The 15,839-nt window shown below is 60.0% G+C and carries 12 protein-coding genes and 1 pseudogene; 8 read left to right on the plus strand and 5 right to left on the minus strand.

Features of this window, described 5'->3' with window-relative positions:
* Positions 1-16 precede the first annotated feature (16 nt).
* On the minus strand, positions 17-304 hold the full coding sequence (locus AYR47_RS29025; RefSeq protein ID WP_033900727.1) for a SelT/SelW/SelH family protein: 288 nt from the start codon (positions 302-304) through the stop codon (positions 17-19).
* An 84-nt stretch (positions 305-388) separates the two neighbouring features.
* Between AYR47_RS29025 and AYR47_RS29030 the strand changes: the two genes are divergently transcribed.
* Positions 389-2,578, plus strand: a complete 2,190-nt coding sequence (locus AYR47_RS29030) for a patatin-like phospholipase family protein (RefSeq protein ID WP_061449195.1) — start codon at positions 389-391, stop codon at positions 2,576-2,578.
* A 184-nt stretch (positions 2,579-2,762) separates the two neighbouring features.
* Here the strand turns inward: AYR47_RS29030 and AYR47_RS29035 are convergent, their stop codons facing one another.
* On the minus strand, positions 2,763-3,197 hold the full coding sequence (locus tag AYR47_RS29035) for a MarR family transcriptional regulator (RefSeq protein WP_010208708.1): 435 nt from the start codon (positions 3,195-3,197) through the stop codon (positions 2,763-2,765).
* A 121-nt stretch (positions 3,198-3,318) separates the two neighbouring features.
* Positions 3,319-5,445, minus strand: coding sequence for a DNA helicase RecQ (gene recQ / locus AYR47_RS29040; protein ID WP_061449196.1), 2,127 nt, complete (start codon positions 5,443-5,445; stop codon positions 3,319-3,321).
* A gap of 276 nt (positions 5,446-5,721) precedes the next feature.
* Between recQ and AYR47_RS29045 the strand changes: the two genes are divergently transcribed.
* The 3 genes from AYR47_RS29045 to AYR47_RS29055 all read left to right on the plus strand — a co-directional run bounded on the left by AYR47_RS29045 (position 5,722) and on the right by AYR47_RS29055 (position 10,298).
* Positions 5,722-6,309 (plus strand): UPF0149 family protein, encoded by a 588-nt coding sequence (locus AYR47_RS29045; protein ID WP_016976541.1) that lies wholly within the window; start codon positions 5,722-5,724, stop codon positions 6,307-6,309.
* A gap of 20 nt (positions 6,310-6,329) precedes the next feature.
* Entirely contained in the window at positions 6,330-6,713 is a 384-nt protein-coding gene (locus AYR47_RS29050) for a YbaN family protein (RefSeq protein WP_038849156.1), read from the plus strand.
* A 114-nt stretch (positions 6,714-6,827) separates the two neighbouring features.
* Positions 6,828-10,298 (plus strand): hybrid sensor histidine kinase/response regulator, encoded by a 3,471-nt coding sequence (locus AYR47_RS29055; RefSeq protein ID WP_061449197.1) that lies wholly within the window; start codon positions 6,828-6,830, stop codon positions 10,296-10,298.
* A gap of 5 nt (positions 10,299-10,303) precedes the next feature.
* Here AYR47_RS29055 and rmuC read toward each other — a convergent pair whose 3' ends face one another.
* The gene (rmuC, locus tag AYR47_RS29060; protein ID WP_177112173.1) at positions 10,304-11,668 is read right to left on the minus strand and encodes a DNA recombination protein RmuC; all 1,365 of its coding nucleotides are present in this window, start codon (positions 11,666-11,668) and stop codon (positions 10,304-10,306) included.
* A 175-nt stretch (positions 11,669-11,843) separates the two neighbouring features.
* The gene (locus AYR47_RS29065; RefSeq protein WP_025855837.1) at positions 11,844-12,167 is read right to left on the minus strand and encodes a hypothetical protein; all 324 of its coding nucleotides are present in this window, start codon (positions 12,165-12,167) and stop codon (positions 11,844-11,846) included.
* A gap of 456 nt (positions 12,168-12,623) precedes the next feature.
* Between AYR47_RS29065 and AYR47_RS29070 the strand changes: the two genes are divergently transcribed.
* The 4 genes and pseudogenes from AYR47_RS29070 to AYR47_RS29085 all read left to right on the plus strand — a co-directional run bounded on the left by AYR47_RS29070 (position 12,624) and on the right by AYR47_RS29085 (position 15,792).
* A complete protein-coding gene (locus AYR47_RS29070) occupies positions 12,624-12,929 on the plus strand; it encodes a hypothetical protein (protein WP_028617356.1) in 306 nt (101 codons plus the stop codon).
* Between the two features lie 444 nt (positions 12,930-13,373).
* Complete coding sequence (locus AYR47_RS29075; RefSeq protein WP_005790139.1) at positions 13,374-13,598, plus strand: hypothetical protein; 225 nt, start codon at positions 13,374-13,376, stop codon at positions 13,596-13,598.
* A 280-nt stretch (positions 13,599-13,878) separates the two neighbouring features.
* Positions 13,879-14,361 carry a hypothetical protein gene (locus AYR47_RS29080; protein ID WP_033900718.1) on the plus strand — a complete coding sequence of 161 codons (483 nt, stop codon included), beginning with the start codon at positions 13,879-13,881 and terminating at the stop codon, positions 14,359-14,361.
* Between the two features lie 146 nt (positions 14,362-14,507).
* Positions 14,508-15,792 (plus strand): annotated as a pseudogene (locus AYR47_RS29085) (OmpP1/FadL family transporter).
* Positions 15,793-15,839: the final 47 nt, after the last annotated feature.

Genomic DNA, 15,839 nt, shown 5'->3' on the forward strand with positions numbered 1-15,839 from the left:
TACAAGGCGGTGACTTTCACTGTGTGCGGTCGTTATGCCCCAGGTCCCTCTGCGGGTCGATCTGATCGCGCACGCGCTGCTTGAGTACCTTGGCCTCGGGAAAACCGCCGTCGACCTTGCGCTCCCAGATCTGCACGCCATCACAGGTGATGCGAAATGCGCCACCGGTGGCCGGTTCCAGCGCCACTTTGCCCAGGTCATCAGCAAACGTACTCAACAGTTCCTGCGCCAACCACGCGGCGCGCAGCAACCACTGACACTGGGTGCAATAGGTGATGACGATCTCGGGTTTGATCAGCGACATGATTTGAAAGGCTCCTGGCGTAACGGGCTAGGCGGATCGAGTGGCTATAATACCGGCCTTTATCGCCCAGCCTCGAGATTCATGATGCGCCGCCTGCTGTCCTGCCTGTTTCTGTGCTTGCTCCCCCTTGTCGCTGATGCCATTGAACCGCCACGCCCGAAGATCGGCCTGGTGCTGTCCGGCGGCGCCGCCCGTGGGTTGGCACATATCGGTGTGCTCAAGGCGCTGGAAGAGCAAGGCATCCAGATCGATGCGATTGCCGGTACCAGCATGGGCGCGGTGATCGGCGGGCTGTACGCCTCGGGCTACAAGATCGATGAGTTGGAAAAACTGGCGCTGAGCATCGACTGGCAACAGGCACTGTCCGACGCACCGCCGCGGGAAGACGTGCCGTTCCGGCGCAAGCAGGATGACCGGGATTTCCTGGTCAAGCAGAAACTCAGCTTTCGCGACGACGGCAGCCTGGGCCTGCCACTGGGCGTGATCCAGGGCCAAAACCTGGCGTTGCTGCTGGAAAGCATGTTCGCCCATAGCAGCAACACGCGTAACTTCGACAAGCTACCGATCCCCTTCCGCGCGGTAGCGACCGATATCACCACCGGCGAGAAAGTGGTATTCCGCAAGGGTCACCTGCCCCAAGTGATCCGCGCCAGCATGTCGATCCCGGCGGTGTTCGCGCCGGTTGAGCTGGATGGCCGACTGCTGGTGGACGGTGGCATGACCGATAACATCCCGCTGGATGTAGCACGGGAAATGGGCGTGGATATCGCCATTGTCGTCGACATCGGCACCCCGCTGCGCTCGCGCAAGCAACTGGCGACGGTGGTGGACGTGCTCAACCAGTCGATCACCCTGATGACCCGGCGCAACTCCGAAGAACAACTCAAGGACCTGCACCCCAAGGACGTGCTGATACAGCCGCCCCTCGCCGCCTATGGCGTGACCGACTTCGGCCGCGCCAAGGACATGATCGACGCCGGCTATCGCGCCACCCGCGTCCTCGATGCCCGGCTGGCCCACCTGCGCCCCGCCGAGCCGATCGACCCACAACTGGTGGCCGCCCGCACACCCGGCGAACGCACGCCGGTAATCACTGCCATCAACGTGGAGAACGACTCGAAAGTCAGCGACGACGTGATCCGCTACTACATCCGCCAACCCTTGGGCGAGCCGCTCAACCTAGGGCGCCTGCAAACCGACATGGGCACCTTGTACGGCCTGGATTACTTCGAGCAGGTGCAATACCGCGTGGTGAAAAAGGGCCAGGACAACACCCTGGTGATCAGCGCGCGCGGCAAACGCAGCGGCACCGACTACCTGCGCCTGGGCTTGAACCTGTCGGATGACATGCGCGGCGACAGCGCGTTCAACCTCGGCGCCAGCTACCGCATGAACGGCATCAACCGCCTCGGCGCCGAATGGCTGACGCGGGTGCAGATTGGGGATCGACAAGAGCTGTACAGTGAGTTCTACCAGCCGATGGACACGGGTTCGCGTTACTTTGTCGCGCCGTACATCAGCGCCCAGGCCCAGAACGTCGAGCTGATCCTGGACAACGACCCCATCTCCGAATATCGCCTGGAACGCTACGGTTTCGGCTTGAACGTCGGACGGCAGATCGGCAACAGCGGCGAGATCCGCTTCGGCGTCGGCGAAGCCTGGGGCAAGGCAGATGTGCGCATCGGCGACCGGGATCTGCCCAGCGTGAGTTTCAGCGAAGGCTTCTATGAACTGAAGTACTCCTTCGACTCCCTGGACAACGTGTACTTCCCCCATACCGGCGAAGACATCGGCCTGGCCTACCGCGAATTCGAACCGGGACTGGGCTCGGACCAGCGTTACCGCCAGTGGGAGTTCAAGCTCGACAAGGCCATGAGCCACGGCCCGGACACCCTGGTGCTGGGCGGGCGTTACGGGCGCACCCTGGATGATTCGGACGTGGTGATTTCCAGCTTCCTGCTGGGTGGTGCGCGGCAGCTGTCGGGCTTCCGCCAGGATGCAATCTCGGGGCAGAACATCAGCCTGATGCGCGCGGTGTACTACCGTAGGCTCACACCGCGTTCGTACCTGCCGCTGGATTTCCCGCTGTACCTGGGCGCGTCACTGGAACGCGGCCGCGCGTGGAACAATGACAATGAATTCGACAGTGGGTATATCAACGCGGCGAGTATTTTCCTGGGGTTTGATACACCGTTGGGGCCGCTGAACTTCAGCTATGGGTTCAATGATGATAATCAGAAGGCGGTATACCTGAACCTGGGGCAGACGTTCTAAAGCTGCCACAGCACGAATGTCTGGGCTTTTTGTGGCGAGGGAGCTTGCTCCCGCTGGGGCGCGAAGCGGCCCTGAAAAGATTAACGCGTTTTTTCAGATAGACCGGGGCTGCCATAGGGCTGCTGCGCAGCCCAGCGGGAGCAAGCTCCCTCGCCACAACAAGCCCCATTATCAATCCGCGGTATCAGGACTTTTCCAGATTCGACAGGATGTGTGCATGCACACGCATGCACACGCTCAAGTCGGCTTCGTCCACGCCTACAAACAGCTCATGGCGCAGGGCGGTGGCGATGGTTTCGATCTGTTCGATCAAGGGGCGGGCGGTGTCACACAGCAAAATGCGCTTGGCACGACGGTCTTCCACCACGGCCTGGCGTTGCACCAAGCCCTGGCCTTCCAGGCTGTCCAGCAGGCGGGCCAATGTCGGCCCTTCTACACCCACACTCTGCGCCAACTCACGCTGGGTGGGGGCCTCTTCAAAACGGGCCAGGTGCAGCAGCACCAGCCAGCGCGCCTGTGACAGGCCAAGCCCAGCCAGACGGCGATCCAGCTCGGCGCGCCAACCACGGGACATTTGCGCCAATTGCATGCCAAATCGGTGTTGATCGGTTAACGGCATAAAAAACTCATGTTTTAGACTGAAAATAAAGTGTGGCTAATTATTAGTCAGCTAAGCATGAGCTTTGCCCGTAGGCAAGAGTTGCTATGTACTGATTCGTTACATTGTCGTAATTGGCGCACTAAATTTCGAATTCAGACTGCAAAGCCGCCCGTACGCAGTACAAAACACCTTCAGGAACGCGCCCGGTGAACAGCGGGGCAATCTCAGCCACAGGTGGCAATTCGCCCTCTCCGTCCAGGAATGCATCCTGGATTTCGCCGAGCAGATCCTCGGGTAAATCAAGGGCTTGCTCCAACGATAACTGCTGCTTGCCGATGGATTCAGCGAGCAAGGTGTAGACGTTCTTTTCAGAGCATTGCAACTGGCCGGCGATCTGGATCGGAGTCATGCCGGCGCGTGCCAGGCTGATCAGTTCGTGGCGGATATCGGCGACTTCCTTGGGCGCTTCGGCCTGGCCGCCGAGTACCTCAAGGAAGGCCTGGCCGTAACGCTCCAGCTTGCGCGCGCCCACACCACTGACCCGCGCCATCTCGGCCATGCTGGTGGGTTGCTCGCGCAGCATCTCCAGCAGGGTGGAGTCGGGGAAAATAACGTACGGCGGCACGCTGTGTTCCTGCGCCAGTTTGCGGCGCAGGGTGCGCAAGGCTTCCCACTGCTCGCGTTCTTCGCCACGTACAAGCTGGCTGGCCTGGCTGGTGCTGGTCTTGGCGGTGGTCTGCGGCTTGAGGTCACGGCGCAGCTCCAGACTGACTTCGCCCTTGAGCAACGGCCGGCAGCTGTCATTCAGGCGCAGGCCGCCATAGCCTTCGATGTCGATGTCCACCAGGCCGCGCGCCACCATCTGCCGGAACAGCGAGCGCCACTCGCCTTCGGCGCGGGCCTTGCCGACACCATAGACCGAGAGCTTTTCATGGCCGAAGCTGCGCACCTTCTCGTTGTCCTTGCCCAGCAACACATCCACCAAGTGACCGACGCCATAACGCTGGCCGGTGCGATAGATGGCGGACAAACCCTGGCGCGCCGGCTCAGTGGCGTCCCAGGTCTGCACGCCGTCGACGCAGTTGTCGCAATGGCCGCACGGCTCGGGCATGTCTTCATCGAAATAGGCCAGCAAGGTCTGGCGACGGCAGCGGGTCTCTTCACACAGCGAGAGCATGGCGTCGAGTTTGTGCTGTTCCAGGCGCTTGTGGCGCTCGTCGCCCTCGGAGTTCTGCAGCATCTGCTTGAGCATCACCACGTCTTGCAGGCCGTAGACCATCCACGCATCCGCCGGCAAACCGTCACGGCCGGCGCGCCCTGTTTCCTGGTAGTAGGCCTCGAGGGATTTGGGCAGGTCCATGTGCGCAACGAAGCGCACGTTGGATTTGTCGATGCCCATGCCGAACGCGATTGTAGCCACCATGATCAGGCCTTCCTCGTTGAGGAAGCGCTTCTGGTGAGCTGACCGTGTTTCGTTGGGCAGGCCGGCGTGATACGGCAGCGCCGGGTAGCCTTGTTCACAGAGAAACGCGGCCACCTCATCGACCTTCTTGCGCGACAGGCAATAGACGATGCCCGCATCGCTGCGCCGCTCGGAAAGGAACGCCAGCAGCTGTTTGCGCGGCTGCTCCTTGGGCACGATGCGGTAGAAAATGTTCGGACGGTCAAAGCTCGACAGGAAGCGCTCGGCGTTCTGCAGGTGCAGGCGCTCGACGATTTCTTCGCGGGTGCGCTTGTCGGCCGTGGCGGTCAGGGCAATGCGCGGCACATCGGGAAACAGCTCTGCCAATTGGCCGAGCTGCAAATACTCGCGACGGAAGTCATGACCCCATTGGGAGACGCAGTGGGCTTCGTCGATGGCAAACAGGGCGATTTCCAGGCTTTGCAAAAAAGCCAGCATGCGCGGCTGCACCAGACGCTCGGGGGCCAGGTACAGCATCTTCACTTCACCGCGCTTGATCCGTGCCGCCAGGTCGCGCTGCTGCTCGGCACTGAGGGTGGAGTTCAACGACGCGGCGGCGACGCCGAGTTCTTCAAGGGTGGCCACCTGGTCGTCCATCAGGGCGATCAGCGGCGACACCACCACGGCCAGGCCATTGCGCAACAGCGCCGGCACCTGGAAGCACAACGATTTACCACCGCCAGTAGGCATCAGGACCAGTGCGTCACCGCCATTGGCCACGCGCTCAATGATCGCACCCTGGCGGCCACGAAAACTGTCGTAGCCGAAGATGTCCTTGAGGACGCGTTGTGCCTGCTCGAGCATGTAAAACTCCAAAATAGTGCCGAAATCCCTCTGTACAGGCTGGCCGAAAAAAACCGCTTTCACGGGAAATAATCCGTAAGCGAAGTTTTCGCGCACTGGCGCTTGGCCTGCAAGGGCATCACAAAACGCGGCAGTATACCCGAGCGCTACCCGGCAAAGGGCGCCACTGACGAACAGCGAGCGCTATCTAAAACCTGGCAAATATGCAGTGCGGCTGGCCTGGGCGCTCAAGAAAGCCTAGAATTCAGCATCGTTTATTCCCAAGGTAGTCCTTCAATGTCCTTCGCTGAGCAACTAACCCGCCTGCAAGCCTTCCTCGACGCCGATGAGCTGCATGACGAGGCGCTGGACTACGTGGCCGCCCACGGCTACCTGACCGCCCTGTCGATCTGCTCCGACGTCGTCCCCGACCGTGAATGGATCGATGCACTGTTCGCCGAAGAGCCGCACTACACCGACGCGGCCCAACGCGAAGAAATCGAATCCACCCTGCTGGCCCTCAAGGCCCACATCGGTCGCCAACTGGCTTCCGACGAAGAGTTCGAGCTGCCGTGCGAACTGGACCTGGGCGAAGAGCCGGATGACTCCGACCTGCGCGGCTGGTGCATCGGCTTCATGGAAGGCGTTTTCCTGCGCGAAGCCGCGTGGTTCGAAACCGCCGAGGAAGAAGTCAGCGAAATGCTGCTGCCGATCATGGTCGGTTCCGGCCTGTTCGACGACCAGCCTGAATTCGCCGACATCGCCGCCGACGCCAACCTGATGGACGACATGATCGTTCAGATCCCGGAAGCCCTGACCGCGCTGTACCTGCTGTGCAACGCACCTGACGAAAAACCGGCGATCCTCAAACCACGTCACCACTGAGTCGCTTGCCCGTGACACCCATGGGCAATCGTCCTCTGCTCCTGCGCTACCTGTTGCTGGCCATCGGCTGGCTCAGTGTGGCGTTGGGGGTGATCGGGATTTTCCTGCCGGTATTGCCGACGACCCCCTTCCTGCTGCTCGCTGCCGCCTGCTTCGCCCGAAGCTCCCCACGTTTCTACCATTGGCTGGTGCAACACCCGCGCCTGGGGCCGTGGATCCGTGATTACCTGGATGGCAATGGCATCCCCCTCAAAGCCAAGGTCTACGCCATCGGCTTGATGTGGCTGAGCATCGGCGTGTCCTGTTACCTGGTGCCACTGCCGTGGGCGCGGGGTTTCATGCTGACCAGCGCGGTGCTGGTGACTATTTACATTCTGCGCCAGAAAACCCTGCCACCCCGCTAGGCCGCGACATCACGTCGCGCTCAGACCTTGGTCGACACTGACTAACCTCAAGCATTCTGCGAGACTGTCCAACCGGGCCTGGAATGCCCGGGTGTTCTTATGCGCGGAGTTACCATGACGTTGTCCAGCGGGCTGATCGCCGCCGTTGCCCTGGCCTATATGGCCATTATGTTTGCCATCGCCTTCTACGGTGATCGCCGCCGTGCGCCGCTGCCGCCGCGTATGCGTGCCTGGGTGTACAGCCTGTCGCTGGCCGTTTATTGCACCAGTTGGACATTCTTCGGCGCCGTAGGCCAGGCTGCCGAACAGTTGTGGGCGTTTTTACCGATCTACCTGGGACCGGTGTTGTTGCTGGTGTTGGCACCTTGGGTGCTGCAGAAGATGATCCTGATCAGCAAGCAGGAAAACATCACCTCCATCGCCGACTTTATTGCGGCACGCTACGGCAAATCCCAATCCCTGGCCGTGGTGGTTGCACTGATCTGCCTGGTCGGCGTGCTGCCTTATATCGCGCTGCAACTCAAAGGCATCGTGCTGGGCGTCAATCTGCTGATCGGCGCTGGCGCCGACACCACCGGCACCCGCGCCCAGGACACGGCGCTGATTGTGTCGCTGGTGCTGGCGCTGTTCACGATTGTGTTTGGTACGCGCAACCTCGATGCCACGGAACACCACCGGGGCATGGTGCTGGCAATTGCGTTTGAATCTCTGGTCAAACTGCTCGCGTTTCTCGCGGTCGGCGCGTTTGTGACCTACGGGCTGTACGACGGTTTCGGCGATCTGTTCAGCCAGGCCATGCTCGCGCCACGGCTGGAGGAATACTGGAAAGAGACCGTCAACTGGCCCTCCATGGTGGTGCAGACCGGCGTGGCCATGATGGCGATCATCTGCCTGCCCCGGCAGTTCCATGTCACGGTGGTGGAAAACATCGATCCCCAGGACCTGCGCCTGGCCAAGTGGGTGTTTCCCGCCTATCTGATTCTTGCCGCACTGTTTGTAGTACCTATCGCCCTGGGCGGCAAGATGATGCTGCCCAGCTCGGTACTGCCGGACTCCTACGTCATCAGCCTGCCCATGGCCGAAGCCCATCCGGCACTGGCCGTGCTGGCCTTCATCGGCGGCGCGTCGGCTGCGACCGGCATGGTCATCGTGGCGAGCATCGCCCTGTCGACCATGGTCTCCAACGACATGCTGCTGCCCTGGCTGCTGCGTCGCTCCAGTGCCGAGCGGCCGTTCGAAGTGTTCCGCCACTGGATGCTCTCGGTACGCCGCGTAAGCATCGTGATCATTCTGTTGCTGGCCTACGTCAGCTATCGCCTATTAGGCTCCACCGCGAGCCTGGCGACCATCGGCCAGATCGCCTTTGCTGCCGTGACGCAACTGGCTCCCGCCATGCTCGGTGCGTTGTATTGGAAACAAGCCAACCGACGCGGGGTATTTGCCGGGCTGGCAGCCGGTACTTTCCTGTGGTTCTACACCTTGGTCCTACCGGTGACGGCGAAAAGCCTGGGCTGGTCCCTCAGCCTTTTCCCAGGGCTGACATGGATGCATTCCCACCCGCTAGGCCTGTCTGTCACCTCATTGACCTTGGGTACCGTGTTTTCCCTGGCCGGCAACTTCACGCTGTTTGTGTGGGTGTCGATGCTGTCGCGCACGCGCGTGTCCGAACACTGGCAAGCCGGGCGTTTCATCGGCCAGGAAATCAGCCAACGTGCCAGCGCCCGTTCGATGTTGTCGGTGCAGATCAGCGACTTGCTCAGCCTGGCGGCGCGCTTTGTCGGTGAAGAACGCGCCCAGCAGAGCTTTATCCGTTTCGCCTATCGCCAGGGCAAAGGCTTCAACCCCAACCAGAATGCCGACAACGATTGGATTGCCCACACCGAGCGATTATTGGCCGGCGTACTGGGCGCCTCGTCGACACGTGCAGTGGTAAAAGCCGCCATCGAAGGTCGGGAAATGCAGTTGGAGGACGTAGTCCGCATCGCTGACGAAGCGTCGGAGGTGCTGCAATTCAACCGCGCATTGCTGCAAGGGGCCATCGAGAACATCACCCAGGGCATCAGCGTGGTCGACCAGTCCCTCAAGCTGGTGGCCTGGAACCGGCGTTATCTGGAGCTGTTCAATTACCCGGACGGGCTGATCAGCGTTGGCCGACCGATTGCCGACATCATCCGCTACAACGCCGAACGCGGGCTGTGCGGGCCGGGCGAGGCCGAAGTGCACGTGGCGCGACGCCTGCACTGGATGCGCCAAGGCCGTGCACACACGTCCGAACGTTTATTCCCCAATGGGCGGGTGATCGAGCTGATCGGCAACCCGATGCCGGGCGGCGGTTTTGTCATGAGCTTCACTGACATTACCGCGTTCCGCGAAGCCGAGCAGGCACTCACCGAGGCCAACGAAGGCCTGGAACAACGGGTGACCGAGCGCACCCATGAACTGTCCCAACTCAATGTGGCACTCACCGACGCCAAGGGCGTGGCCGAGTCCGCCAGCCAGTCGAAGACCCGCTTCCTGGCGGCGGTCAGCCATGACTTGATGCAACCTTTGAATGCTGCGCGCCTGTTTTCCGCCGCCCTCTCCCACCAGAACGACGGCCTCTCCACCGAAGCCCGGCAATTGGTGCAGCACCTGGACAGCTCCTTGCGCTCCGCCGAAGACCTGATCAGCGACCTGCTGGATATCTCGCGCCTGGAAAACGGCAAGATCAATCCGCAGCGCCAGCCCTTTGCACTCAACGAACTGTTCGACACCTTAGGCGCAGAGTTCAAGGCGCTGGCCAACGAGCAAGGTTTGCGTTTCCGCCTGCGCGGCAGTCGCTTGCGCGTCGACAGCGATATCAAATTGCTGCGGCGCATCCTGCAGAATTTTCTCACCAACGCATTCCGTTATGCCGACGGCCCGGTGCTGCTCGGCGTACGCCGACGCAAGGGCGAGCTGTGCCTGGAAGTGTGGGACCGTGGCCCCGGCATCCCGCTGGATAAACAGAAGGTGATCTTCGAAGAGTTCAAACGCCTGGACAGCCACCAGACCCGCGCGGAGAAAGGCTTGGGACTGGGCCTGGCAATCGCCGATGGCTTGTGCCGCGTACTCGGCCATCGGTTGAGCGTACGCTCGTGGCCAGGCAAAGGCAGCGTATTCAGCGTGCGCGTGCCGTTGGCGCGCAATCAAGTCAGCGCGTCGATCAAGACACCCCAGGAAACCGGGCTACCGTTGAGCGGCGCACAGGTGCTGTGTGTGGATAACGAAGAGAGCATCCTGATCGGCATGCGCAGCCTGTTGACCCGCTGGGGCTGCGAGGTGTGGACCGCCACCGACCAGGCGCAATGCGCGGCGTTGCTCGCCGACGGCGTGCGTCCGCAGTTGGCCCTGGTGGATTACCACTTGGACCATGGCGAAACCGGAACTGAGCTGATGGGGTGGCTGCGCGCACAATTGGCCGAGCCGATTCCCGGTGTGGTGATCAGCGCCGACGGCCGCCCGGAGATGGTGGCCGAAGTGCATGCGGCGGGGTTGGATTACCTGGCCAAGCCGGTGAAGCCAGCGGCGTTGCGGGCATTGTTAAGCCGACATCTTCCCTTGTAACTCAGTTACTCGGGTAGGTGCGCGACACCGTCTGAATCCGTCATCGCCCGCTCGAGCAAATCCGCCGGCAGGCTTTTACTCGCCCGCGCCCCCAGCAACCTCAATTGCTCGGTGCGGCTGACCAGATTTCCGCGTCCATCTGTCAGCTTGTTTCGCGCCGCACTGTAAGCCTTATCCAACTGCTGCAAACGGTTACCCACTTCATCCAGGTCCTGGATAAACAGCACAAACTTGTCGTACAGCCAACCGGCGCGCTCGGCGATTTCCCGGGCGTTCTGGCTCTGGCGTTCCTGTTTCCACAGGCTGTCGATCACACGCAGGGTCGCGAGCAAGGTGGTTGGGCTGACAATCACGATATGACGGTCGAACGCTTCCTGGAACAGGTTGGGCTCAGCCTGCAACGCAGCGGAAAATGCCGCTTCGATCGGCACGAACAGCAACACGAAATCCAGGCTGTGCAGGCCTTCCAGGCGTTTGTAATCCTTGCCGGCCAAGCCTTTGACGTGGTTTCGCAGCGACAGTACGTGCTGCTTCAGGGCCGCCTGGCCGATCACTTCATCGTCTGCTGCCACATACTGTTGATAAGCGGTGAGGCTGACCTTGGAGTCCACCACCACCTGCTTGTCGCCGGGCAACATGATCAGCACGTCGGGCTGGAAACGCTCGCCGTCCGGGCCCTTGAGACTGACTTGGGTCTGGTACTCACGGCCCTTCTCCAGCCCGGCGTGCTCCAGCACCCGCTCAAGGATCAGCTCACCCCAGTTGCCCTGGGTTTTCTGGCCCTTGAGCGCGCGGGTCAGATTGGTGGCTTCGTCCGACAGACGCAGGTTCAACTGCTGTAGGCGCTCCAGCTCCTTAGCCAGAGAAAAACGCTCACGTGCCTCGTTCTGGTAGCTTTCTTCCACGCGCTTTTCGAAGGACTGGATGCGCTCCTTCAGCGGGTCGAGCAATTGACCCAGGCGCTCCTGGCTGGTTTCGGCGAAGCGCTGTTCACGCTCGTCGAAGATCTTGCCGGCCAACTCGGCGAACTGCGCACGCAGCTCATCACGCGAGCCTTGCAGGTCGGTAAGGCGTTGTTGATGACTGTCCTGTTGTTCACGCAGTTCGGCGCGCAGAGCGGCCGACAAGGCATCGAGGCGGCGTAGCTCGACTTCCTTGGCGCTGCGGTCGAGGTTCCAGGCGTGGGCGGCGTCGCGGGCATTGTCGCGGTCGATCTGCAGCAACTCGACTTCGCGACGCACAGCGGCCAAGTCAGCCTGCTTGGCGGCGTTGGCCTGGCTCAAGTCGCTGATCTCGTCGCGGCTGGCATCCAGCTGAGCGGCCAGACCTTCCTGGGCCAGCTGTGCAGTGGCCAGGCGCTCCTCGAGCAGTTCCCAGCCGGTCATGCGTGCGCTCAGGCGTCGCTGGAGCTGCCAGCACACGGCCAATAACGGCACGGCAGCGCCAGCCAGGCCCAAGGCAATACTGGTCCAGTCAAAAACCATAGACATGTCTGCCATCACCGAAAAAAACCAAGGTTAGCGGAGCACAAGGCCTGAGGACAGCTCAGTCTTCGACCTGGCCCAGTTCGCGCTGGGCGCGGCGGTCACCGGCGCGGGCGGCCAGGCGTAGCAGGTCGTGGCCGATGCGGCGGTCGCGGGCATTCCCGCATTCGCGGCACATCAGTTGGCCCAGGCGGCTTTGCGCGGCAACCACACCCTCACGGGCCGGCTGCTTGAGCAAACGCCCGGCGAAGTGCTTGACGTTGGTGTTGTGACCCAGGCGCGGACTGTCGAGCAACCACAAGGCAACTTTCAACGAGAAGCGCTTGGGGGCGGTAACAGTTTGAGGGGTGTCGGTAACAGAAGGTGATACTGAGCGAAACTTCATAAAGCACTGTGGGACAGAACGGAAGGCGCGCCACTCTACTCTTTTTTTCGTACAGGTAAAGCTGAAAAAACTCGGCACGCCCGTTCTAGAGCAAGCGCTCGGGACAATCCACAGAAGCTGTGGATAACTCAGTGGACAACCCCCCTTTAACTCGCGCAAAGCCCCATGGAATGGGGGCCGCAGTCAAACTGACGATTTTTTCACCAATAAAAAAAAGCCAGATTTTTCATTGACTTAAATTTCCATTACAGGCAAATGGCAGCCTCGCAGTGCAGTTGACAGCGCGGTTACACACGACGCAACTAATGTGCACAAGTACCCATCCGATGGTTATATCCCCGGCTTTTTTGAAGCGACTCGCTGCAAAAATGTTACCGCGAGGGCAAAGCGGGGACTTTTCAAATCTTTCCCGGCTCGCCACACTCCCCCACCTACATCGCAACGGTGGGTGGGTTGATGAAAGGGATTCTGTTATTCGCCGTGTTGCTGCTGGCCATCTGCGCCGTTTCCTTGGGGATCAATGCCGCACTGCCGTCACCGGATGGGGCGCTGTTCGCCATCGCGATCCTGCTGTCGGCGGCGTTCACGGCCGTGAGCCTGTGCATCGAACTGGGTGAAGGCCGGATAAACGACATGGGCGACGTGATGAAGGTGGTAGAAACCGGTCAATCCCTACGCCTGACGCTTGCCGCCTACGGGCTGGGCTGCTCCCTGGCGGCAGCGACCACCGTACTGGTCTATCGCGGCCTGTTGGGCGGCTGATGAAAGTTTTTTTGGCTAACACACTTCCCTTACCTGTTTCAATCCGTTACTATCCGCGGCGTTAGTACCAAGCTGAAAGTCAATTCTGGTCGAACGACTCCCCTGTCCAACACGGGATCGACCACCTCGATGGTTTCCAGGTATCACTTGCGACGACACGGCCTTTGAACAAGCAAAGGGTGCCGCGAAGTTTCCATACTCTGACCGAACCAACCTGCAAATTGATCAGGATCTTCACCCCGGGCCCAGAACCTTTGCCCCTGTTGTGTTGCCTGCCCTCCTAAGTACCTACCTGCCAGCCCAAGCGCGCCTAACTTATCAGCGCTTCAAACTGGCTGCTTTGTTCCAGTCGGTTTCTTCGTTCGATCAATAGTGGTCAACGTCGCTGGAACGTTTTAATACGGCACGGTTCTTATCCGTGTCATTTGTAGGAACACCAATAATATGAACGCTCAAATCCATACTCAGGATGCCATTCGCACCCTCACCAACGCTTTTGCTCCAATGAACTGCCTGATAATGGCCGCTCGCAAAGGCTGCTTCAGCTTCACCCTGGTCAACGAACACGGCATCGCTCGTCACAGCGAACGCCTGTACCCCGATCAATACTCCAGCGCAGAACCGCTGCAGGCCGTGATCGAGCGTACCCGTCAGGCGCTGACTGCCTGATCGACCCGAGTCGCTGAAACACAAAAACCCTGTTTGAAAAGCAGGGTTTTTTATTGCCCGGAATTTGCTTATTGAGCTTTTGCACTAAGTTCGAATAGATATAAACGTTATAACTAAATGAAGAAGATGTTTTAAAAACAGTCCTTTACATCACAAATATGACACTACACTTCAACTCAAGCGGCATGATCCGCTTCCGGCGAGCCTGAGATCCGATCCACTGCTGCCAAGCCCCCACCTTCTCAGGCTTCGTCGACCACTTTCACGGATTGAGGCGTGTATGGGTATCGCTGCCAGCGAATTGTGTCGTTATGTGATCCGGCCGACCTTGATGTACCTCGGCCGCCATAACCCGACGGCCGAGTCCCTGCTGCTGGGCATTGCCGCCAGCCAGTCGGAACTCGGTTCCGCGCTGCACGACCGCCGTGGGCATGGCCTGTACAGCATCACCGAACCGCGCCACCGCGCCTTGTGGGATAACTACCTGGCGCTGGACCCCGAGCGCGCCAGCCTGGTACGCGGGCTTGCGAGCCAGCACGCGTTCCTCAGCGCCCCGCAATTGGAGCTCACCGTCAACCTGCGTTACGCCACCGCCATTGCCTGGTTGTTGGTCGAACAACACACCCCCGCACTGCCTCCGCCCGGTGACGTACTGGCCATGGCGCGTATCTGGAAAGAAATTTTTCATCCACAAGGAAGGCTGCGCGATTTCACTCAAGCCTGGCAAACCTGTGTTTCACCCATGAATCAGGTGGTTTGCTGACCGGGCAATTTGCAAGATTCGCCAAAAACCCTGGAATTTGGTCGGATTGTCCTACAAAACCGCTCTATCTCCTACATTACAGCCTATAGCGCGATCTTAAAATTATTGTTACTTTCCGCAGCGGTGATCACCACGGAGTTCTAATAATGAAAAAAGTAATGCTCAAGACCACACTTAGCCTCGCCGTTGCCATGGCATCCTCCCACCTGTTCGCAAGCGGTTTCGCACTGAACGAACAGAGCGTCAGCGGGATGGGTACGGGTTTCGCAGGTCGCTCTTCTTCTGCCGATGATGCAAGCACTGTTTACGGTAACCCTGCCGGTATGTCTCGCCTGAATGGCCAGCAAATCACCGGTGGTGTCGCTGCGATTGATGCTTCGACCGATATCAAAGATGCAAGCGGCCGCCCAAGCGGCTCCAACAAAGGTGACATGGTTCCGTTCACCGCGGTGCCATTTGGTTTCTACACCAACAAACTCAATGACCAGTGGGCTATCGGCTTCGGCGTTTATGCTCCGTTCGGCCTGGTGACCGACTACGAAAGCGGCTTCCAGGGCCGTGGGTTCGGCAGCAAGAGCGAAGTGAAGGTCATGACCTTCCAGCCAACTGTCAGCTATGCGTTCAACGATCGAGTATCCATTGGCTTTGGTCCGACGATCAACCGTATTTCCGGTGTGCTCGAGTCGGATAAAACACTGGTGATTGGTGCCCCGTTCGGTGACACCAACGTCAAGATCAAGGGTGACGACACTGCGCTCGGCTTCAACTTCGGCGTATTGGTCCAAGCGACCGACACCACCCGCGTCGGCCCTGACCTACCACTCGAAGGTCAAGTACAAGCTGGAAGGTCACACCACCGTCAGCGGCCCGGCCCAAACTCAAACGGCCCTGCGTAACAACCGTTACGATGCCTCCTTGAAAATCGACACCCCAGAATCCTATGACCTGTCGGTGACGCAAGACCTGACTGACGCATGGAAACTGTACGGCGGTGCGACCTGGACACGCTGGAGCCGCCTGAAAGAAATCACCGTCAAAAACGAAGGCGTGACTGCCGTAAACGGTGGTGGCTTGGCCCCAAGCCGAATCAGCAACATCACCGAAGAGCAAAACTGGCATGACACCTGGGCTTACGCCGTGGGTACTTCGTACCAGTTGACCAAGCAGGTAGTGCTGCGTACCGGCCTGACCTTCGACCAGTCGCCAACCAACAACAAAGATCGCTCGCCACGTATTCCTACCGGCGACCGTACGATCTTCAGCGTGGGTCTTGGCTACAAAGTGATGGATAACATGACCGTCGACCTGGCTTACTCCTACCTCAAGGAAGAAGACGTCAAGGTCAACAACACCTCCCTTCCGTCGAACTACCAAGCCAAATACCAAAACAGCGCCAACGGTTTCGGCCTGGGCATGACTTACACCTTCTGATCCAGACCGGTGTAAAAAAGCCCCGCTCTCCTGCAAAGGAGGCGGGG

This window comes from Pseudomonas azotoformans, assembly GCF_001579805.1.
Classification (GTDB): domain Bacteria; phylum Pseudomonadota; class Gammaproteobacteria; order Pseudomonadales; family Pseudomonadaceae; genus Aquipseudomonas; species Aquipseudomonas azotoformans_A.